This is a genomic window from Mycobacterium sp. TY815, assembly GCF_030755135.1.
Taxonomy (GTDB): Bacteria; Actinomycetota; Actinomycetes; order Mycobacteriales; family Mycobacteriaceae; genus Mycobacterium.
On sequence record NZ_JAUFRX010000001.1, the window covers coordinates 2,643,641 to 2,662,305 of the forward strand.

The 18,665-nt window shown below is 66.0% G+C and carries 23 protein-coding genes and 2 pseudogenes; 16 read left to right on the plus strand and 9 right to left on the minus strand.

Annotation, left to right across the window (positions count from 1 at the left end; all coding sequences use genetic code 11):
* Positions 1–14: 14 nt before the first annotated feature.
* Positions 15–509: a nitroreductase family deazaflavin-dependent oxidoreductase gene (locus QXK92_RS11245; RefSeq protein WP_306241699.1), complete on the plus strand. Its 495-nt coding sequence runs from the start codon at positions 15–17 to the stop codon at positions 507–509.
* On the opposite strand, the gene QXK92_RS11250 is transcribed toward QXK92_RS11245, so the two are convergent.
* On the minus strand, positions 490–1,047 hold the full coding sequence (locus QXK92_RS11250) for a TetR family transcriptional regulator (protein WP_306241700.1): 558 nt from the start codon (positions 1,045–1,047) through the stop codon (positions 490–492). The genes QXK92_RS11245 and QXK92_RS11250 overlap by 20 nt on opposite strands.
* 105 nt (positions 1,048–1,152) lie before the next feature.
* On the opposite strand from QXK92_RS11250, the gene QXK92_RS11255 reads away from it, so the two are divergent.
* Both QXK92_RS11255 and QXK92_RS11260 read left to right on the plus strand, forming a co-directional pair.
* Entirely contained in the window at positions 1,153–1,986 is an 834-nt protein-coding gene (locus tag QXK92_RS11255) for a mycofactocin-coupled SDR family oxidoreductase (RefSeq protein ID WP_306241701.1), read from the plus strand.
* A gap of 14 nt (positions 1,987–2,000) precedes the next feature.
* Positions 2,001–3,203, plus strand: coding sequence for a cytochrome P450 (locus QXK92_RS11260; protein WP_306241702.1), 1,203 nt, complete (start codon positions 2,001–2,003; stop codon positions 3,201–3,203).
* Positions 3,204–3,207: 4 nt separating this feature from the next.
* On the opposite strand, the pseudogene QXK92_RS11265 reads toward QXK92_RS11260, so the two are convergent.
* A pseudogene (locus tag QXK92_RS11265) lies at positions 3,208–3,420 on the minus strand (LLM class F420-dependent oxidoreductase); the annotation flags it as partial.
* A 166-nt stretch (positions 3,421–3,586) separates the two neighbouring features.
* On the opposite strand from QXK92_RS11265, the gene QXK92_RS11270 reads away from it, so the two are divergent.
* Positions 3,587–4,006 (plus strand): PPOX class F420-dependent oxidoreductase, encoded by a 420-nt coding sequence (locus QXK92_RS11270; protein ID WP_306241703.1) that lies wholly within the window; start codon positions 3,587–3,589, stop codon positions 4,004–4,006.
* 9 nt (positions 4,007–4,015) lie between these two features.
* Here the strand turns inward: QXK92_RS11270 and QXK92_RS11275 are convergent, their stop codons facing one another.
* Positions 4,016–4,414 carry a DUF4267 domain-containing protein gene (locus tag QXK92_RS11275; protein ID WP_306241704.1) on the minus strand — a complete coding sequence of 133 codons (399 nt, stop codon included), beginning with the start codon at positions 4,412–4,414 and terminating at the stop codon, positions 4,016–4,018.
* Between the two features lie 46 nt (positions 4,415–4,460).
* Between QXK92_RS11275 and QXK92_RS11280 the strand changes: the two genes are divergently transcribed.
* The 3 genes from QXK92_RS11280 to QXK92_RS11290 are packed head-to-tail and all read left to right on the plus strand — an operon-like array spanning position 4,461 to position 7,750.
* On the plus strand, positions 4,461–5,348 hold the full coding sequence (locus QXK92_RS11280) for an SPFH domain-containing protein (RefSeq protein WP_306241705.1): 888 nt from the start codon (positions 4,461–4,463) through the stop codon (positions 5,346–5,348).
* 36 nt (positions 5,349–5,384) lie between these two features.
* On the plus strand, positions 5,385–7,124 hold the full coding sequence (locus QXK92_RS11285; protein ID WP_306241706.1) for a patatin-like phospholipase family protein: 1,740 nt from the start codon (positions 5,385–5,387) through the stop codon (positions 7,122–7,124).
* 29 nt (positions 7,125–7,153) lie between these two features.
* Positions 7,154–7,750, plus strand: a complete 597-nt coding sequence (locus QXK92_RS11290; RefSeq protein WP_306241707.1) for a DUF732 domain-containing protein — start codon at positions 7,154–7,156, stop codon at positions 7,748–7,750.
* On the opposite strand, the gene QXK92_RS11295 is transcribed toward QXK92_RS11290, so the two are convergent.
* Positions 7,751–8,686, minus strand: coding sequence for a TIGR03619 family F420-dependent LLM class oxidoreductase (locus tag QXK92_RS11295; RefSeq protein WP_306241708.1), 936 nt, complete (start codon positions 8,684–8,686; stop codon positions 7,751–7,753). It lies immediately after the preceding gene.
* Between the two features lie 74 nt (positions 8,687–8,760).
* On the opposite strand from QXK92_RS11295, the gene QXK92_RS11300 reads away from it, so the two are divergent.
* Complete coding sequence (locus QXK92_RS11300) at positions 8,761–9,189, plus strand: arsenate reductase ArsC (protein ID WP_306241709.1); 429 nt, start codon at positions 8,761–8,763, stop codon at positions 9,187–9,189.
* Here the strand turns inward: QXK92_RS11300 and QXK92_RS11305 are convergent.
* Positions 9,186–9,545: an Rv2640c family ArsR-like transcriptional regulator gene (locus QXK92_RS11305; protein WP_306241711.1), complete on the minus strand. Its 360-nt coding sequence runs from the start codon at positions 9,543–9,545 to the stop codon at positions 9,186–9,188. The two genes, QXK92_RS11300 and QXK92_RS11305, sit on opposite strands and share 4 nt — an antisense overlap.
* A 103-nt stretch (positions 9,546–9,648) precedes the next feature.
* Here QXK92_RS11305 and QXK92_RS11310 point away from each other — a divergent pair, with 103 nt between their 5' ends.
* The 7 genes and pseudogenes from QXK92_RS11310 to QXK92_RS11340 all read left to right on the plus strand — a co-directional run bounded on the left by QXK92_RS11310 (position 9,649) and on the right by QXK92_RS11340 (position 15,169).
* On the plus strand, positions 9,649–10,077 hold the full coding sequence (locus QXK92_RS11310) for an ArsI/CadI family heavy metal resistance metalloenzyme (protein ID WP_306241712.1): 429 nt from the start codon (positions 9,649–9,651) through the stop codon (positions 10,075–10,077).
* Positions 10,074–11,045 (plus strand): TauD/TfdA family dioxygenase, encoded by a 972-nt coding sequence (locus QXK92_RS11315; protein WP_306241713.1) that lies wholly within the window; start codon positions 10,074–10,076, stop codon positions 11,043–11,045. Before QXK92_RS11310 ends, QXK92_RS11315 begins: the two co-directional genes overlap by 4 nt.
* Positions 11,042–12,115 (plus strand): annotated as a pseudogene (gene arsB, locus QXK92_RS11320) (ACR3 family arsenite efflux transporter); the annotation flags it as partial. The gene QXK92_RS11315 and the pseudogene arsB, both read left to right, overlap by 4 nt.
* A gap of 22 nt (positions 12,116–12,137) precedes the next feature.
* Positions 12,138–12,899, plus strand: a complete 762-nt coding sequence (locus tag QXK92_RS11325) for an LLM class F420-dependent oxidoreductase (RefSeq protein ID WP_306241714.1) — start codon at positions 12,138–12,140, stop codon at positions 12,897–12,899.
* 86 nt (positions 12,900–12,985) lie between these two features.
* Positions 12,986–13,552: a hemerythrin domain-containing protein gene (locus tag QXK92_RS11330; protein WP_306241715.1), complete on the plus strand. Its 567-nt coding sequence runs from the start codon at positions 12,986–12,988 to the stop codon at positions 13,550–13,552.
* Positions 13,553–13,559: 7 nt separating this feature from the next.
* Positions 13,560–13,694 carry a hypothetical protein gene (locus tag QXK92_RS11335; RefSeq protein ID WP_306241716.1) on the plus strand — a complete coding sequence of 45 codons (135 nt, stop codon included), beginning with the start codon at positions 13,560–13,562 and terminating at the stop codon, positions 13,692–13,694.
* An 83-nt stretch (positions 13,695–13,777) separates the two neighbouring features.
* On the plus strand, positions 13,778–15,169 hold the full coding sequence (locus QXK92_RS11340) for a YdiU family protein (protein ID WP_371934550.1): 1,392 nt from the start codon (positions 13,778–13,780) through the stop codon (positions 15,167–15,169).
* On the opposite strand, the gene QXK92_RS11345 is transcribed toward QXK92_RS11340, so the two are convergent.
* Positions 15,145–15,405: a hypothetical protein gene (locus tag QXK92_RS11345; protein WP_306241718.1), complete on the minus strand. Its 261-nt coding sequence runs from the start codon at positions 15,403–15,405 to the stop codon at positions 15,145–15,147. The two genes, QXK92_RS11340 and QXK92_RS11345, sit on opposite strands and share 25 nt — an antisense overlap.
* Between QXK92_RS11345 and QXK92_RS11350 the strand changes: the two genes are divergently transcribed.
* On the plus strand, positions 15,404–15,853 hold the full coding sequence (locus QXK92_RS11350) for a GAF domain-containing protein (RefSeq protein WP_306241719.1): 450 nt from the start codon (positions 15,404–15,406) through the stop codon (positions 15,851–15,853). The genes QXK92_RS11345 and QXK92_RS11350 overlap by 2 nt on opposite strands.
* Here QXK92_RS11350 and QXK92_RS11355 read toward each other — a convergent pair.
* The 3 genes from QXK92_RS11355 to QXK92_RS11365 form a co-directional block, all read right to left on the minus strand.
* Entirely contained in the window at positions 15,850–16,779 is a 930-nt protein-coding gene (locus tag QXK92_RS11355) for a DUF808 domain-containing protein (RefSeq protein ID WP_306241720.1), read from the minus strand. The two genes, QXK92_RS11350 and QXK92_RS11355, sit on opposite strands and share 4 nt — an antisense overlap.
* Before the next feature lie 61 nt (positions 16,780–16,840).
* On the minus strand, positions 16,841–17,845 hold the full coding sequence (locus QXK92_RS11360; RefSeq protein WP_306241721.1) for a tocopherol cyclase family protein: 1,005 nt from the start codon (positions 17,843–17,845) through the stop codon (positions 16,841–16,843).
* A gap of 109 nt (positions 17,846–17,954) precedes the next feature.
* Positions 17,955–18,602, minus strand: coding sequence for a TetR/AcrR family transcriptional regulator (locus QXK92_RS11365; RefSeq protein WP_306241722.1), 648 nt, complete (start codon positions 18,600–18,602; stop codon positions 17,955–17,957).
* Positions 18,603–18,665: the final 63 nt, after the last annotated feature.

Below are 18,665 nucleotides of genomic sequence, written 5' to 3' on the forward strand. Positions count from 1 at the left end.
GAGGTTAAAAGCGGATGCCGAAGTTCTCGCTGCCCGAGGAGAAGCCCGACGGGCTGGCCTCCCCCGCCACAACGAAGATCATCAAGTACGCGTCGAAGGCGCACGTCGCGATCTTCAAGCTGACCAATGGCCGCATCGGCAACAAGTGGCGCATCGGCGCCGGATTCGACAAGCCGGTGCCGACATTGCTGCTCGAACATCGTGGCCGCAAATCGGGAAAGTCGTTCACCACTCCCCTGCTCTACCTGCGCGACGGGGCCAATTACGTCATCGTCGCCTCACAGGGCGGCCATCCCAAGAATCCGCAATGGTACTTCAACCTCGTCGCCGCCCCCGATACCCGGATTCACGTGAAAGGCCAACGCAATCTTGAGGTTTCGGCACGGGTCGCCTCCACCGACGAGCGCGCCGCGTTGTGGCCCCGGCTCGTCGAACTCTATGCGGATTTCGAGAAGTACCAGCGATGGACCGAGCGCGAGATTCCGGTGATCATCCTCTCGCCGCGCTAGCGGTCAGCCGGAACAGGGCGCGGTCCAGCGTCGGCAAGATGTCGGTGATCGGGATCTCGCCGGCAGCGAACCGTGCGACCAAGCCGTAGGCGAGGTTGGACACGATCGGCGGCAGCTCCTCGACCAGGTCGGGTTCGGCGCCGGTAAGCACGGCCATCGCCGCGGGTATCACGGCGTCCAGGCCGTGGCTGACCAACTCCTGACCTCCGGGAGCCGACCGCGCCCGGAAGTACGCACGCAACATGTCCGGGTGACGCTCCCAGGGCTCGAAAATGGTCCGGAACACCCGCATCAGACCGTCGTAGACCGATTCGCCGGGCTCCGGTGTCTGTGAGGCCAGACCGGCATACCGGTTCTCGTCCATCCATCGCTGCAAGGCGGCCAGGATCAACGTGTCCCTGGTGGGAAAACGCTTGTAGATGGTGGTCAACGAGGTGCGCGCCCGCTTGGCGACTTCACGCAGTTGGACGGCGTCATAGCCCTCGGTCTCGAGGATCTCGACGACCACATCCAGGATCGGATCGGACTCGTCGGTCATGACCTCGGCGCTAACCACATCCACCCTTACTTCGAGTCTTGCCTCAACCCAGTAACGTGGTTACTGTACCGGGAGTAACCATGTTACTCAATCAGGAGGATGCCGATGCCCGGCCGAGTAGCAGGCAAGGTCGCATTCGTCACCGGCGCGGCGCGGGGCCAGGGTCGCAGCCACGCGGTGCGGTTGGCCCAGGAAGGCGCCGACATCATCGCCGTCGATGTCTGCCGACCGTTCGACAACTCCCCGGCACCCGCCTCGACGCCGGAAGATCTCGCCGAAACGGCCGATCTGGTCAAGGGTTTCGACCGCCGCGTGGTCACCGCCGAGGTCGACGTCCGTGACTACGACGCGCTCAAGGCCGTCGTCGACAGCGGCGTCGAGCAACTCGGCCGCCTCGACATCGTCGTCGCCAACGCCGGAATCGGCACTGGCGGTGTCCGGTTGGACCGGATGGATGAGGAACTCTGGCAGGAGATGATCGACGTCAACCTGACCGGAGTGTGGAAATCGGTGAAAGCCGCTGTGCCCCATCTGCTTTCCGGCGGCGGCGGTTCGATCGTGCTGACCAGCTCGGTGGCCGGCCTGAAGTCTTACGCGCACACCGGCCATTACGTGGCGGCCAAGCACGGCGTGGTCGGGCTGATGCGGTCGTTCGCGGCGGAGCTCGGTCCGCGCAACATCCGGGTCAATTCGGTGCATCCCACCCATGTGAACACACCATTGCTGATCAACGAGCCCACGTTCCGGCTTTTCCGGCCCGATCTGGAAAATCCGGGACCCGATGACCTGGCGCCGATCTGCCAGAGCTTCCACACCCTGCCGATCCCGTGGGTCAACGCCGAGGACATCAGCAACGCGGTGCTGTTCCTGGCCTCCGACGAGGCGCGTTACATCACCGGCGTCACCCTGCCGGTGGACGCGGGAAGTTGCCTGAAGTAGCGAAAGGACCTGTCGTGACCATCACTTCGGAGACCGACGTCTACTACGACCCGTACGACGTCAACATCACCGCCAACCCGTACCCCACCTTCGCCCGGCTGCGCAACGAGGCCCCGCTGTATTACAACGAGCGGTATAACTTCTGGGCGATCTCCCGCCACGCCGACGTCGAGAAGGCGCTGTCGGACTGGGAAACGTTCTCCAACAGTCGAAGTGACATCTTGGAGCTGATCCAGTCCAAGTTCCCCATGCCTCCGGGCGTGATGATGTTCGAGGACCCGCCGACGCACACCATGTTGCGTGGGGTGATGTCGCGGGTGTTCACGCCGCGCCGGATGGCGGCGATCGAGGACCAGATCCGGGCCTACTGCGTCCGGTGCCTGGATCCCCTCGTGGGCTCGGACGGTTTCGACATCATCGCCGAACTCGCGTCGATGATGCCAATGCGTGTCATCGGCATGTTGCTGGGCATCCCGGAGGACGACCAGATCGGGGTGCGCGACGCGAACGACGCCAACCTGCGGACCAAACCCGGCACCCCGATGAAGGTGGCCGATCCGGACTCGATTGCCGACGGGCGTATCTACGCCGACTACGTGGACTGGCGCGCCAAGAATCCCTCGGACGACCTGATGACCGCACTACTCAACGTCGAGTTCGAGGACGAAACAGGCGTGACGAGAAAGCTCACCCGCAAGGAGGTGCTGCACTACACGCAGGTGGTTGCCGGCGCCGGTAACGAGACGACGGGCCGGTTGATCGGTTGGCTGGCCAAGGTGCTCGCCGAGCACCCCGACCAGCGCCGGGAAGTCGAGCGGGACCGGTCCCTGCTGACGCGCGCCGTGGACGAGACGCTGCGCTTCGAGCCGACCGGCCCGCACGTCGCGCGCTACACCATCCGCGACTTCGAGGCATACGGCACCACCGTGCCGGCGGGCAGCGCTATGCTACTGCTCTTCGGATCAGCGAATCGGGATCCGTTGCGCTACAAGGATCCTGACACATTCAACGTGCACCGGGACAACATCTCCCACCTCACTTTCGGCAAGGGGGTCCACTACTGCCTGGGCGCGAATCTGGCACGCCTGGAGGGCAGGGTGGCGCTCGACGAACTGCTGAACCGCTGGCCTGAATGGGACGTCGACTACGACAGCCTCAAGCTGGCGCCGACCTCGACGGTGCGCGGGTGGGAAAGGCTGCGCATCGTCTTTCCCTGATGCCTCACGTCAACCGCGCGAGCTCGGCCAACTCGTCCAGCTGGCGCAGCGACTGGTCGCGTGGCGCGGTGTCCAACCTGAGTAGGACACGCTCCACTCCGAGCGGCGCGTAACCCTCCAGGGTCTGCGCGGTGGCTTCACCCCACTGGCACACCGTCACCGGGACATCGGGACCGGCGACCGCACGCAACTCCTCCAGCGGACCCGCCAGCGATTCGAAGCCCCGCTCTTCGAGCGCCGGGCCCAGCTCGGTCGGGCGGATGCTCTCGTCGGTGATGAATGTCAGAATTCCGTAGCGCATTTTCGTCCCTCTCCTCGGGTTCACTCTGGCAAGAAGACCCGGCTATGGGAATTAATTCCTGACCTGGGCGGTAGAACAACGCATGAAGCTCAACGACGCGGCACGCCAACTGATCGGCAACGGCGCCGACGCCACGCTGGTCACCCTCAATCCTGACGGCAGTCCCCAGGTGAGCCTGGTGTGGGTCGCGCTGCAGTCCACACCGGACGGCGACGAACTCGTCACCGCGCACCTGGCCGAACACAAGAAGGTGCGCAACGTCCGCAACGATCCGCGCGTTGCCGTCACGATCGTCTCGACCGGCGACCCGCACGGGGACATGCGGCCGTACCTCGCGATCAACGGGACGGCGCGCATCGTCGAAGGTGGTGCGCCGGAATTGTTGAAAGAGCTCGCGCAGACGTTGTCGGACCCGCAGGTGTTCCCGCCGGCCGGTGCGCCGCCGGGATTCCTCACCCGCATCCGCATCGACAAGGTCGGCGGCATCGGCCCCTGGAGTTAGGCGTTGGAGTTAGGCGTCGACGGCCACCTGCGGAACCCGCTTCGCCGGGCGTGCCGCGCCCCAAAGCCCAACGCCCACACCGACAATCGCGCCGCCGAGGCCGATGACCTGTTGGGAGCGCGTCAAGTCGTGATGCACGCTCATACCGCCAAGTAGGTCGGCCGCGTCCGCTCCACCCGACGCCAAGAACCACCCGCGGGTGTTTCTGCCACGCAGCGCAGCCGTGGCCAGCAGCCCGCCGATCAATGCGTCTCGGTATCCCATAGAGCGCAACAGCAGTCGTGCTTGCGCGTCCGGCTGGTGCGGGGTGCCCCACAGCCGGTTGGCACGGTCGGGGTCGACGAGGAAGGAGATCCCTGAAGCGAGTCGGATACTGCCCGCGATGAGAGCGGCACGATCGATGGCCATGGCGGCAGCTTAGAGTCTTCCCACACCACAGGAGAAGGAGTCTGGGATGACGTGGCAGATCGTGATGTTCGTCGTGAGCCTCATCGTGGCCGGCGTTGCGGCCCTTGGTTTGCTGCTCAGTCGCGACGACAAAGCCCGCAGCCGTCGCAGGACGGCGGTCTTCGGAGCTCTGGGCGGCGCGGTCCTGTTCTTCCTGTTGGGCTGTTTCACGATCGTGGGCACCCGGCAGATCGCGATCGTCACCACCTTCGGGCGCCCCACCGGGGTGAGTCTGAACAACGGATTCCACGGCAAGTGGCCGTGGCAGATGACGCATCAGATGGACGGTGCGGTGCAGATCGACAAGTACGTCAAGGACGGCAATCACGACGAGCGCATCATGGTCAGACTGGGCAACCAGTCCACCGCCTGGGCCGACGTGAGCATCCGCTGGCAGCTCAAACAACACGCCGCCCCCGAGCTCTTCCAGCAGTACAAGACATTCGACAACGTGCGCGTCAACCTGATCGAGCGGAACCTGTCCGTCGCGCTCAACGAGGTGTTCGCCGCGTTCAATCCGCTGGACCCGCAGAACCTCGACGTCTCTCCGCTGCCCAATCTCGCCAAGCGCGCCGCTGACCTGATGCGCCAGGACGTGGGCGGACAGGTCGACATCTTCGACATCAACGTGCCCACCATCCAGTACGACCAGGGCACCGAGGACAAGATCAACCAGCTCAATCAGCAGCGCGCCCAGACCTCGATCGCAGTGGAGTCCCAGCGCACCGCGGAAGCCCAGGCCAAGGCCAACGAAATCCTGTCCCGCTCCATCAGCAACGACCCCAACGTGGTTGTGCAGAACTGCATCACCGCGGCAATCAACAAGGGCATCAGCCCGCTGGGTTGCTGGCCGGGTACCACCGCGATGCCCACGGTGCCCGTACCCGGACGGTAATCGCACCCGGAGCCACCCATGAGAGGGTGGTTCCTCATGGAGATCCCGTTCGCCGACGTGCTGCGCGCCCGTTTCGGACCTGGCAGGGGACGCCACGTGCCCGAGTTTGATCTCACGCCGGCTGCCGAGGACCTTCAAGACCTCGAAGACCTCGAAGACCTCGAGACCAAAGCGACCGATGCCGCGTTGGACACCGTCGACCTGCCATCGGCGGACCCGGCCCTGCTGCTGCAGAAAATGGAAAACCGGCTGGTGCGCAATCACCTGGCCAATCCCGATGTGCTCAGCGACGAGCAGCTGCGCAGACTGCGCTACATCCTGAATTTCGCCCGGCTCGCCGACTTCGAACCCGGCGCCGCCGGCCCGGGCGGCAGCCGGGGCCGCGGTGACATCTCGGTGGGCGCGGAGATCGGGCCGTGGCGCTCGAGGGTCGTCGATGCGTTGTTCGTACCGTTGCGCGAGGAACCCGATCCGGTCAAGGCGTTGACGGCGGCCCGTGAACTGCTGGGGGGCCTGGCCCAGGATCAGGACGACCAGCGCCAGGTGCTCATCGACCGGCACCGCAATGACTTCTCGGCCGCCGAACTGGACGCCGAAGTGGGCTTCAAGAAGCTCGTCACCGTGCTCGGCGGCGGCGGTGGCGCGGGCTTCGTCTACATCGGCGGCGTGGCGCGATTGTTGGAGGCCGGCCAGGTACCCGACTACATGATCGGCTCGTCGTTCGGATCCATCATGGGCAGTTTGGTGGCCCGCGAGCTGCCGGTGCCGATCGAGGAGTACGTGGCGTGGGCGAAGACGGTGTCCTATCGCGCCATCCTCGGGCCGGAACGGGTCCGGCGCCGCCACGGCATGGCCGGTCTGTTCACGTTGCGTTTCGACCGGTTCGCGCACACCCTGCTCAGCACCGAAGACGGCGAGCGCCTGCGCATGTCGGACCTCGCGATTCCGTTCGACGTGGTGGTTGCCGGGGTGCGCCGGCAGCCGTATGCGGCGCTGCCCTCCAGGTTCCGCCGGCCCGAGCTGGCGGCGCTGCAATTGCGCTCAATTCCTTTCCGGCCCATCGGGATCGGGCCGTTGGTGGCGGCGCGCATGTGGCAGGTGTCGGCGTTCATCGACCTGCGGGTGGTCAAGCCGATCGTGATCTCAGGTGACGATCCGGCACTCGACTTCGACGTCCTGGACGCGGCATCGTTCTCCTCGGCCATCCCCGGCGTGCTGCATCACGAAACAAGTGACGCCCGGATGCTGCCACTGCTGGAAGACTTGTTCGCCGAGCGGGAGATCGCGGCCCTGGTCGACGGCGGGGCGGCCAGCAACGTGCCGGTCGAACTGGCGTGGAAACGGGTCCGCGACGGCAAGCTCGGCACCCGCAACGCCTGCTATCTCGCCTTCGATTGTTTTCACCCGCAATGGGATTCGCGACACCTCTGGCTGGCCCCGATCCTGCAGGCGATACAGGTGCAGATGCTGCGCAATCTGCCCTACGCCGACCACCTGGTCCGCTTCGAGCCGACCCTGTCGCCGATCAACCTGGCCCCGTCGGCCACCGCGATCGATCGCGCCTACCGGTGGGGAAGCGCCAGCGTCGAGCGGGCGATCCCGGTGACATCGGCATTGTTGGCGCCGACCTGGTGGGTGGGCGATGCACCGCCGGTTCCCGCCGCACAACCGCAGGAGCACGCGAAGTCGGTCGCGTCGTCGATGGGCTCGGTGATGGCGGCGATTAAGGCGCCGAGTGGCCGCCTGACCCGCTGGCGAAACCGCCACCTGACCTGACACGCGCCGCGCCGACTACCATGACCCCCATGGTCGACCGGGTCGGAGGCGCCGACTACAACGCTGGCGAAACGGCAGACTCGGCAAACCTGGCCTGGTCCAGCGGTAACGAACTCCCCGACATCCAGGACGCCCCGGCAGCCCCGGCCAGCCGGGCGAATCCCACCGCACCGCCCGACGACGTCGAGCAGTCCTGGACCACCGCGTGGACCCGGGCCGCCACCGTCCTGCTCGTCTGCCTCGCCCTGGCCGTCGTGATCGTCGTCGCGGGTTGGCTGATGCACCAGAACAACACATCCGAGAAAGCCGCAGAGCCGGCGCGGACCACGACCGCGCCGGTGACCACCACCGCGCCGGCTACCACCACCGTCTCGTCCACCGCGGACCAGGACAGCCGGTACATCGCCTCGCTCAACGAGAAAGGCATCCAGTTCGCCAACCCGGAAGCCGCCGTCTTCAACGGCAAGACGGTGTGCCAGAACATCGGGCAGGGCATGACGGTGCAAGAAGTGGTCGCGCAGTTCCGGTCCAGCAGCCCGGACTTCGCTGTGCACGCCGAAGACTTCGTCGCCATCTCCGTCCGCGCCTACTGCCCCCAGTACAGCAAGCTGGTCGCCGCTATCTGATCAGCCGGTGATCGCGCGGAAGGCACTGACCAGCTCCGCCAATACCTCCTGGGCCTGATCCGGATCTGAGGGCAGGGACCCCGAGAACCGGATGTCGGTGGCGCCGTCGGCGAGAATGCGCGGAACCACCGCCACCGAGGCACGCACATCGATTCTTCGATCGGAGCCCTTCACCAAGGCCGCCGAGCCCTGAACCTCGAGACCACTCGGATCTGCACCGGTGTCAGCGATCGCACGTTTCATCGCCGGCACGGCGCTGCCGAGGTCGGTGATCGCCGGTCCCCACGGAATCCAGCGCATGCCGAACCTGCTCAGCCGCCGCGCGACGGCGGAGTTGACGGTGCCGCTGACCCAGATCGGAACACCATTGGGCTGCAACGGCTTTGGCATCTGATGAATGCCGTCGAAGGACAGCTCCGGAGAGTCGTAGCTGGCACGCTGCTGCGTCCACAGCGTCTGGCACACCCCCAACGTGTGATCGAGCAGGCGGCCACGGCGCTCGAAGGGCAGTCCGGCGGCCTGGTACTCCTCGCGTTGCCAGCCGATTCCCACGCCGAGATCGATCCGCCCACCTGACAACACATCCATGGTGGCCAATTGTTTGGCCAGCACGGCCGGCCGTCTGAGCGCGGCCAGCAACACCGAGGTTCCCAGCCGGATACGGGTGGTGGTCGCGGCGATAGCCGTCAGCAGGATGAGCGGTTCCAGCCATTGGCCGTCGGGGCCGGTCGGCTGTCTACCACCGGTGGTGCCCCCTACCGCCGGATCGGCGTAGGCGTCCAGATTCTCACCGAACACCACGTGGTCGGACACCACGACGCGATCGACGCCGACGGCGTCCATGGCGCCGGCCACCTTCAGCGTCGGCGTCCAGTCCACGTCCGGGCCGTCACCGAAGTTGCGCAGATAGAGCGTGAGTTTCGGATGACCCGTCATACGCCGATTCCCGTCACCCACCGAGTATCTCGGATGCCTCCCGCACGGCACGCGCCGGCGTTAGGTTGAGAGCAATGAGTGCCAAACCGTCCGTTCTGTTCGTCTGCATCCACAACGCCGGCCGCTCCCAGATGGCCGCCGGCTTCCTCGCAGCGCTGGCCGGCGACGCCATCGAGGTGCGCTCGGCAGGCAGTGCTCCGGCCGATGCGGTCAATCCCGCCGCCGTGCAGGCCATGGCCGAGGTCGGCATCGACATCTCCGCCGAGAATCCGAAAATTCTGACCGCCGACGCGGTGCAGGACTCGGACGTGGTGATCACGATGGGTTGCGGCGATACCTGCCCGTTCTTTCCCGGCAAGAGCTACCGCGACTGGGTGCTCGAGGACCCCGCCGGCAAAGGCGTGGAGGCGGTGCGGCCCATCCGCGATCAGATCAGGGCCCGCGTCGAAGACCTCATCGCCGAGTTGCTACCCGACCGGGCAGATCACCGAAAGTTGTTCTAGGAGCAGCAGTCCGGGTCCAGGACCATCACCAGTGCGGCCACCGCGGCGCGGTGCGGACGGTGATATACGTTGGTGCCACGCCTGGTCGACTCGACCAGGCCGGCGTTTCGCAATTGATTCAAATGGTGGCTTACCGTGGATTCGCCGACGCCGATCGCCGCAGCCAACTGCCCACTGTTGCATCCATCCCCGGTCGCGCCGAACAGCAGGGACATGATCTTCACCCGTGCCGGATCGGCCAGCGCTTTGAGCCGGAGCGCCACGTGCAGGGCGTCGTCGTCGCTCATCACTCCTGCGGCGACCGGTGCGCAGCACACAGGCGCGGAGATGTCGATCACCGGCAGGGCCTTGGGCATGAACCCATCATGCCATAGGGTTTGACATATATCGAAAAAGTGGCATGCTAATGCCCATCAGATGAGTTCGACATATGTCGTAAAGGTTGCCAGGAGGCGCCCCATGTCCCGTATTCAGTTGGCACTCAACGTCGATGACATCGACGACGCCATCGCGTTCTACTCCAAGCTTTTCAACACCTCGCCCGCCAAGGTCAAACCGGGTTACGCGAACTTCGCGATCGAAGAGCCGCCGCTGAAGCTCGTCCTGCTGGAGAATCCGGGCCAGGGCGGCACGCTCAACCACCTCGGGATGGAAGTGGAATCCAGCGATCAGGTGCACGCCGAGATCGCCCGCCTGGCCGGCGAGGGCCTGTTCACCGAGGAGGAGATGGGCACCACGTGCTGCTTCGCCACCCAGGACAAGGTGTGGGTGAACGGCCCGGGCGGGCACCGCTGGGAGATCTACACCAAGCTGGCCGATGCGCAGACCTTCTTCGGAGCCGCTGACGAGCAGGCCCCCTGCTGCGGCGCGCAGGCCGCGGCGCAGTGAGGGCGCCGGTCCGGGCGCCCTCGGTGTGGACGCCCGGAGAGTTCCCCGACGAAGCGCTCTGGTCATTCGATCTCTCCCCCGCGGATCGGCAGGCGCTGATCGACTATGGACGCGGTGGCGAAATCGCGGATTTAGCGCGTCATCTCAGCAACGGAGCCCGGCATTGGGCCGAATTGCTCACCCAGGGGCCCGGTTTCGTGCGGTTGCGGCGATTCCCCATCGACGCGCTCACCGCGGCCCAGACCGAGCGAGCCTACCTCGGTCTGGGCGGACTGCTGGGCGAGCCGGTCGGCCAGGACCGCGACGCCAACGTCCTCACGCACATCCGGGACGAACGCCAACCCGCCGCGCCGGGCGTGCGCAAGTACCGCACCAACCTGCGTCAGGACTTCCACAGCGACGGCTCGGACCTCGTCGGGTTGCTGTGCCTGCACCCGGCCAAGACCGGTGGTGAGTCCAGGATCGTCAGCGCGCACGCCGTCTACAACGAGATGCTGCGCCGTGCGCCGCATCTGGTCGACGTGATGTATCAGTCGATGCCGTGGGACCGCAACGAAGAGCAGGGCGCCGGCGAGTCGCCGTTCTTCGAGCTGCCCCCGATCACCGACATCGACGGGATGCCGCGACTGTTCTTCGTTGCCTGGTACATCCGGGACTCCCAACGCCACCCGGACGCCCCCCGGCTCACCGAGAGTCAAAGCGCGGCATTGGATCTCGTCGAGGACATCGCCAACGATCCGGCCTTCCATATCGAGATGCGCTTCGAGCCGGGCGACGTTCAACTGCTCAACAACGCGGTCGTCCTGCACTCCCGGGAGGCCTACACCGACGAGGACGACCCCGCGCTCAGGCGACATCTGTTGCGGCTGTGGCTGAGAACCGCCACAGCCACCACCCATCAGCTCCTGCGTGCCGGCATCCCACGCCAGGACCAGAAAATCACGAGCATTCCAGGAGCACCTGCATGAGCGACGTGACCGCAGCATCCGAACAACCGGTGGTGGCCAAACTCTCCACCCTCGATCGGTTCCTGCCGGTATGGATCGGTGTCGCCATGGCCGCGGGCCTGCTGCTCGGCAGGTGGATACCAGAGCTGAACACCACTCTGCAGAAGGTTCAAATCGACGGGATTTCGCTGCCGATCGCCCTGGGCCTGCTGATCATGATGTATCCGGTGCTGGCAAAAGTGCGCTACGACCGCCTCGACACGGTCACCGCCGACCGCAGGATGCTGGTCAGTTCCCTGCTGCTCAACTGGGTGCTCGGACCGGCGCTGATGTTCGCCCTCGCCTGGTTGTTGCTGCCCGATCTGCCCGAATATCGCACCGGCCTGATCATCGTCGGATTGGCCCGCTGCATCGCCATGGTCATCATCTGGAACGACCTGGCCTGCGGTGACCGCGAGGCGGCCGCGGTCCTGGTGGCGCTCAACTCGATCTTCCAGGTGCTCATGTTCGCCGTGCTCGGCTGGTTCTATCTGTCCGTGCTGCCCGGCTGGCTGGGTCTGTCCCAAACCACGATCTCCACCTCGCCGTGGCAGATCGCCAAATCCGTTCTCATCTTCCTCGGCATCCCGCTGCTGGCCGGTTACCTGTCCCGCCGGCTCGGTGAACGCGCCAGGGGCCGCGATTGGTACGAGACCCGCTTTCTGCCCCGCGTCGGGCCCTGGGCTCTCTACGGATTGCTGTTCACCATCGTGATTCTCTTTGCGCTACAGGGGAAACAGATCACCAGCCGCCCCGCGGATGTCGCCCGTATCGCGCTGCCGCTACTGGCCTATTTCGCCATCATGTGGGGCGGCGGCTACGCGTTGGGCGCCGCGCTGCGCCTGGGCTACGAACGCACCACCACGCTGGCCTTCACCGCCGCCGGCAACAACTTCGAATTGGCCATCGCCGTGGCGATAGCCACCTACGGCGCCACCTCGGGGCAAGCCCTTGCCGGCGTCGTCGGACCACTCATCGAGGTACCCGTCCTGGTCGCCCTCGTCTACGTGTCGCTGGCCCTGCGGCGACGGTTCCCGCCGCGGAGCGCAACCGCCGGGGTGCATGCTTGACACCGTGAAGGTCGGCGTCCAGATTCATCCGCAGAACACGACGATGGCCGCCCTGCGGGCGGCGTGGCAGACCGTCGACGAACTCGGGGTGGACAGTCTCTGGACGTGGGACCACTTCTTCCCGCCGCTCTATGGAGCCGCCGACGAAGCCCACTTCGAGGGCTGGCAGATTCTGGGCGCGATGGCGGTCACCGCGTCGAACGTGTCCCAGATCGGGATGCTGGTCACCGGCTGCGGCTACCGCAATCCCGACCTGCTGGCCGACATGGCCCGCACCCTGGATCACCTCTCGGAGGGCCGCGCGGTGCTGGGGATCGGCTCGGGCTGGATGGACAAGGACGAGAAGGAATACGGCTACCCGGTGCGCACGCCCGCGCAACGGCTCGACCTGCTCGCCGAGACGCTCCCCCGCATCCGCCGGCGTCTGGGCCTGTTACAGCCGGGGCCGATCGGCCCACTGCCGATATTGATCGGGGGAAACGGGGAACGCCGCACGCTTCGTCTGGTGGCCCAGCACGCGGACATGTGGAACGGCTACGGCGACGCCGCCACCATCCGAGCCAAGAATCAGGTCATCGATCGGTGGTGTGAAGAAATCGGGCGCGACCCGCGGGAGATCGAGCGCACTGTGTGGATCGAGCGCGCAGACCCCGAGGCTATGGCGGCGCTGGCCGAAGCCGGCGCCGAGCACCTGATCCTCGGCCTGCGCGCGCCGTATGACACGGACGAGGTGGAACGCCTGGTCGCCCACCGGCTGGCGTTTTAGCGCCCAGTTGCCCGGGTATGCGCCGACAAGCGGTGCACAGCCCCCCGCCCGCAGTTTCCGAGCCCCCGCACCGGAGGTTTTCTGGTATGTCCGAAATGATTGTTGAAACACCCGAAGAAGTGATCGCCTTCCTCAAGGCCCAGCACGACCTGATCGAGGACATGTTCGACCAGGTCCTGCTCGCTTCCGACCCGCAAGCCCGCGAGAAGCCGTTCATCGAGTTGCGACAGCTTCTCGCCGTGCATGAGACCGCGGAGGAGATGTTCGTCCACCCGCGCGCCCGGCGCGAAGTCGATTCCGGCGAAGCGATCGTCGACAGCCTGCTGGCCGAAGAGCACTCCGCCAAGGAACTGCTGTCGAAAATCGAAAGCCTTGACATCACCTCAGAAGAATTCATCGACGAGCTCACCACGCTGCGCGAGGCCGTGCTGGCTCACGCCGAACACGAGGAACTCGAAGAATTCGAGCAGTTGCAGGCTGACATCGGCCCGGAGGAACTCAAGCGGATGGGAACGGCGGTGAAACTCGCCGAGGCCATCGCGCCGACGAGGCCGCACGCCGGCGTGGAATCGGCCAAGTTGAATTTCGCCGTCGGCCCGTTCGCGTCGATGCTCGATCGCGCGCGCGACTTGATCAAACACTCCGTCAGCTAGGAGATACATGAGCCACCCCGAAACACCGGAAGACCCGGAAAGTCCCGACGAAAGCGGCGACGACAGCATCGTGTCACCGCCGGCCTACCCGGCGTACTCCACGCCTCCGCCGGAAGGTTTGGCCACCAACGAGGACGGGTGATTCTCCGTAGTGTGTGACAAGTGAGCGTTACTCCCGACACCACGATCGCCCTGCAGAATCGCTTCGCAAGCGAGTTGCCCGAGATGGCGGTCTCCTGGCAGGCCGACGTGCCGCCAGAGGCTCGGCTGCTGGTGCTCAACGACCCGTTGGCCGCCGACCTCGGTTTGGACGCCGACTGGCTGCGCAGTCCGGATGGACTGCGGTTCCTGACGGGGAACTTGGTCCCCGCGGGTGCTGCGCCGGTGGCCCAGGCCTACGCCGGGCATCAGTTCGGTGGCTACGTGCCCCGACTGGGTGACGGGCGCGCCCTGCTGCTCGGTGAGCTCACCGACGCCGAAGGCCGACTGCGCGACATCCACCTCAAAGGCTCCGGGCGCACACCGTTCGCCCGCGGCGGCGACGGCTTAGCCGCCACCGGTCCGATGCTGCGCGAATATATCGTCAGCGAGGCCATGCACGCACTCGGGATTCCGACGACGCGATCGCTGGCCGTGGTGGCCACCGGACGACCGGTGGCCCGCGAAATCATGCTGCCGGGCGCGCTGCTGGTCCGGGTGGCGAGCAGTCATCTCCGAGTTGGTAGCTTCCAATATGCCTCTGCCACAGGCGATCTCGATCTATTGCGCCGGCTCGCCGACCATGCCATCGCCCGCCATCATCCGGAGGCGGCGAGCGCCGAGAACCCCTACCTCGCGCTCTTCGAAGGGGTGGTCGCCGCTCAGGCGTCGCTGGTGGCGCGCTGGATGATGGTCGGTTTCATCCACGGGGTGATGAACACCGACAACATGACGATCTCCGGCGAGAGCATCGACTACGGGCCGTGCGCGTTCATGGAGGCCTACGACCCCGACACCGTCTTCAGCTCGATCGACGCATGGGGCCGCTATGCCTACGGCAATCAACCGACGATCGCCGCCTGGAACCTCGCACGCTTCGCCGAGACGCTGCTGCCATTGTTCGGAGAGGACGTCAACGAGTCGATTGCCTTGATAGAGCATGCATTCGACGGTTTTCATGCTTACCACTCGGCGTGGCTTTCGGGCATGCACGCCAAGCTCGGCGTGCCCACCAACGTGGATGCCGTGCTGCCGCTGCTCGACGAATTGCTTCCGATGCTGCAGGAGAGCCACGTCGACTTCACCTCGTTCTTCCGCCACCTGGCCCGCGCCGCCCGCGGCGACGACGAAGCTGCGCGTGGACAGTTCGTCGACCCCGCGCAGTTCGACAACTGGGTGCAACGCTGGCGGGCCCTGGGACCGGACGCCGACGCGATGGACCGGGTGAACCCGATCTACATCCCGCGCAACCACCTCGTCGAGGAGGCGCTGACAGCGGCGACCGACGGCGATCTGGCCCCGTTCGGCCGGCTCCTGGACGCGATCCGCGCGCCGTATACCGAGCGGCCCGGATTCGAACGGTACGCATCGCCCGCGCCGACGGATTTCGGCGTCTACCGAACCTTCTGCGGCACCTGAGCGGGGGCATTCTCCTTGGTGGAGGCCGTGATTCCGATCGCGATCATGATGTCGATGTAGGTGATGAACAGGCCCCACCAGTACGCCCACTTCATCTGCGGATCTGTTGGTGCGGAAAAGAAGATGATCAAGAAGATCGGGCCGACGATGCCGCACACAAACACCATCGCCTGGATGACGAGGTAGCGCTTGAAGGTGGACACCGGCAACAGCATATCCCGCACAATGAGCGACATGGCCGACGTCTACCGCGCTCCCCTGCGCTCCCGCGACGACAGCATCGATCCGCGAGCCACCATCGGGCGCGCCCGCCGGCTGGGCCGGTGCGGCTTCGGACAGCAGGTGCGCAACCCGGCCGAAGCGGAACGTCTGGCCGCTCGGGTCGACCGCTTCGCCGCCGCGGCCGACGGGTCATTCGTGTGGACCCGTGACCAGGATGGCCTGTTCTGGCTCGGTCGCCTCGACGGGCCGTACTTCCGCGACGATGACGACGACGCGGTGGCCGTCGATTTGGTGCATGTGCGGCCGTGCTCCTGGCTGGATGAGCCGTTGCTGGAAGCCGAGGTGCCCGCCGCGGTGATCGCGACCTTCCGGCGTGGCGGACGCAACTTTCAACAGACACATGATGGGTCGGTGAGCCAACAGACACAACGGATCTGGGATCGCCGGCGTCCGCAAGGCTAGGCCTTCGAGCGTGACCGCCGAATCCGCTGAAACACGTTCACGACGGCCAGGACGAGCGCTCCGACCACCGATCCGACCACCGCAGACATCGCGGTGTTGACCAACCAGCCCAGGACGGCACCCACTCCCTGCACCGCGTGATGGGCCCATTCCTCAGCGTGGTGCACCAGGCCGTAAGGCATGTGCCAGCCCAGGTGGTCGGCGCCCATCAGCAGGATGTGTCCGCCCACCCACAGCATCGCCACCGTCCCCACCACCGACAGCACCGCCAGCAGTTTGGGCATCCCGGTCACCAGGGCACGGCCCACCGCCCTGCCGACCCGGGGCGAGGTCTTGGCGAGGTGCAGACCGACGTCGTCCATCTTCACGATGCCCCCGACGACGCCGTAGACCGCGACCGTGATCACCAGCGCAACGACGATCAGAATCACCAGTCGCGGCACGAACGCCAGGCTCGCGACCTCGTTGAGCGCGATCACCATGATCTCGGCGGAGAGGATGAAATCGGTGCGGATTGCGCCGGCCACTACATGACGCTCGTTCTCCGGCTGCTCGTCTTCGCCGTCGTGACCGCGCAGGCTGCTCCAAACCTTCTCGGCGCCTTCGTAACACAGGTACGTGGCGCCGAGCATCAGGATCGGGCTGAGTAGCCACGGCGCGAACTGGCTGAGCAACATCGCACCGGGCAGGATGAACAGCAGCTTGTTACGCAGCGATCCCAGCGCGATGCGCTTGATGATCGGCAGCTCACGCTCGGCGGAGATTCCGTCGACGAATTGCGGCGTCACCGCCGTGTCGTCGATGACCACTCCGGCGGCCTTCGCCGTCGCGCGTCCCGCCGCGGGCCCCACGCCGTTGAGTGAGCCGGCGGTCAGCCGAGCGAGCGTCGCCACGTCGTCGAGAAGGCCGAACAGACCCGCGCTCATGGCGTCTGCCTCATGGCGTTGCAGCGTACCGGGCTGCGCGCCGATCGGCTCATCACTGCGCTCATGAGGGGGGCCGGCTGCCGACCTCGAGGCCGGCCAATGTCGAAGTGCCCTCGAAGATCACGCGACCCCATTCCCGCACCCGGCAGTGCAGCGTGCCGGCCAGATATTCGTAGTCGGTGTCGATGTTGCGGCGCTCGGCCGGCAGAGGCACGGGCAACACGTGCGGCCCGTCCGGTGTGCCATGGCCCTCGAGTTCGACGCGGTACCGCAGGGTGCGGGCGTCGATGTGCCACCGCCGCACGTCGCAGCTGGACGACACCAAGGCGGGCGGAGTGATGCGTAGGACCCGATCACCAAGTCGCACAACGACTCCTGTGACATCCCGGTTGAGGGGACCGAGCTCGAGCAGACCGCCGGAGAACGCCACCGAGACGTCGTCGTCGCCGAAGTCGTGCGCCTGTCCCCACCACCACCGCAGCGGAAAGCCGGCTCCCCAATTTCGCTCGCAGTACAACGCGGCGTCGGTGAATTCCCAAAGCTGGTCTTGGTGCGTCACGGTGCCGGAGGCTTTGCCACCCAGTCGGTACGGGTGCCAGTACTGGTTGAGGAACGGTACCGAGGAGAACACTCCTCCGCCGCCGAACGGCTTGGGCCACTGATAGGGATCGTGAAACTTCAGGTCGACCGCGGTGTCGCCGAGAACCATCCGCAGGCGTTCTGTGCTCGCGTCGATCACGTTCCCGTCCGACTCCGCCTGCACGCTGAACCGCGCTTGACTCGCCGTCACACCCTCGACCGCGGCAGAACGCACCACCCCACCGGGGTGCAGCGCGATCGCAGCCGTCGACCAGTCGCCGTCGGACTGCCGGTTCGCGCTGCACAGAGCCACCACCACGCGCCCCTCGTCCCAGTCGGACAGCCGCCAGAACCAGCCCTCCATCTCGGTGCCGTGCGACGGGACCGGATCCCCGAACGGCACGTCGGCGCCCGTCCGTCGATACAGCGACACCAGGCCCGGAGCCAGCCTGAGCCCGGCGCGTGCTGCAGAACCCACGACATTCACACCAGCTTTGGTACCCCACACCCTGTCTATTGAACCCGCGGGCGCCCCGACCGGCTCCCCGAGTCACCGAGCGTGCTCTCACGGTCAAGAATCGGGCCAGACTCCCGCCCTACGGACACGCTCGACGAACCGACCCGGTCGATTCCCCCAAGTAAGCCACGATCGCGTTGGTCAGCCCCCGCCGCGCCTCGTCGAGGTCGGCGTAACTGCCGAGTTGCCGTTCCGAAACCAGGCCGCGCATCGCACCCGGGATCAGCGTCGCGATCTCGCGGACGCGCTGCGGATCGACCTGCAGATCGGCGAACGCCTTCTGACACGTCGCGTGCCAACCCTGGCCCCACGACCGCAATTCCGCCGCGGTGCGCGGGTAGAGCCGATCCAACTCGCTGGGTTCTCGCGGCAACGCGGCGCGCAGGTTCTCGATCGCCCGCGAGTCGGGCGCTGTCAGTCCGTCATACAGGGTGTCGATGATCTCGGCGACCCGCTCCTGCAATGACGCCCCGGTATCGGGGTTGGCGAACACATTGGCCCGCCGCTGCGCGGTGTGGTGCAGCACCGCCGCCCAGAACCCGTCGGCATCCCCGAACTGGTATTGCACTGTGCCCCAGGTGACCCCGATCTGTTTGGCGATCCGATTCGCTGACACCGCGCCGGGATCTCCCGAGGCCAGCGCGGTCACGGCGGCGTGCAGCATCGCCTCACGGGTGGCCAACCCGCGTTTGTTGGCTCTGCGATTCGCGCTGTCCGCCACTGCCATGTGCCGCATCGTAACGCGCGAAACGCGGTTTCGTTGACTCATCTATGACTTTTTCATAGAGTG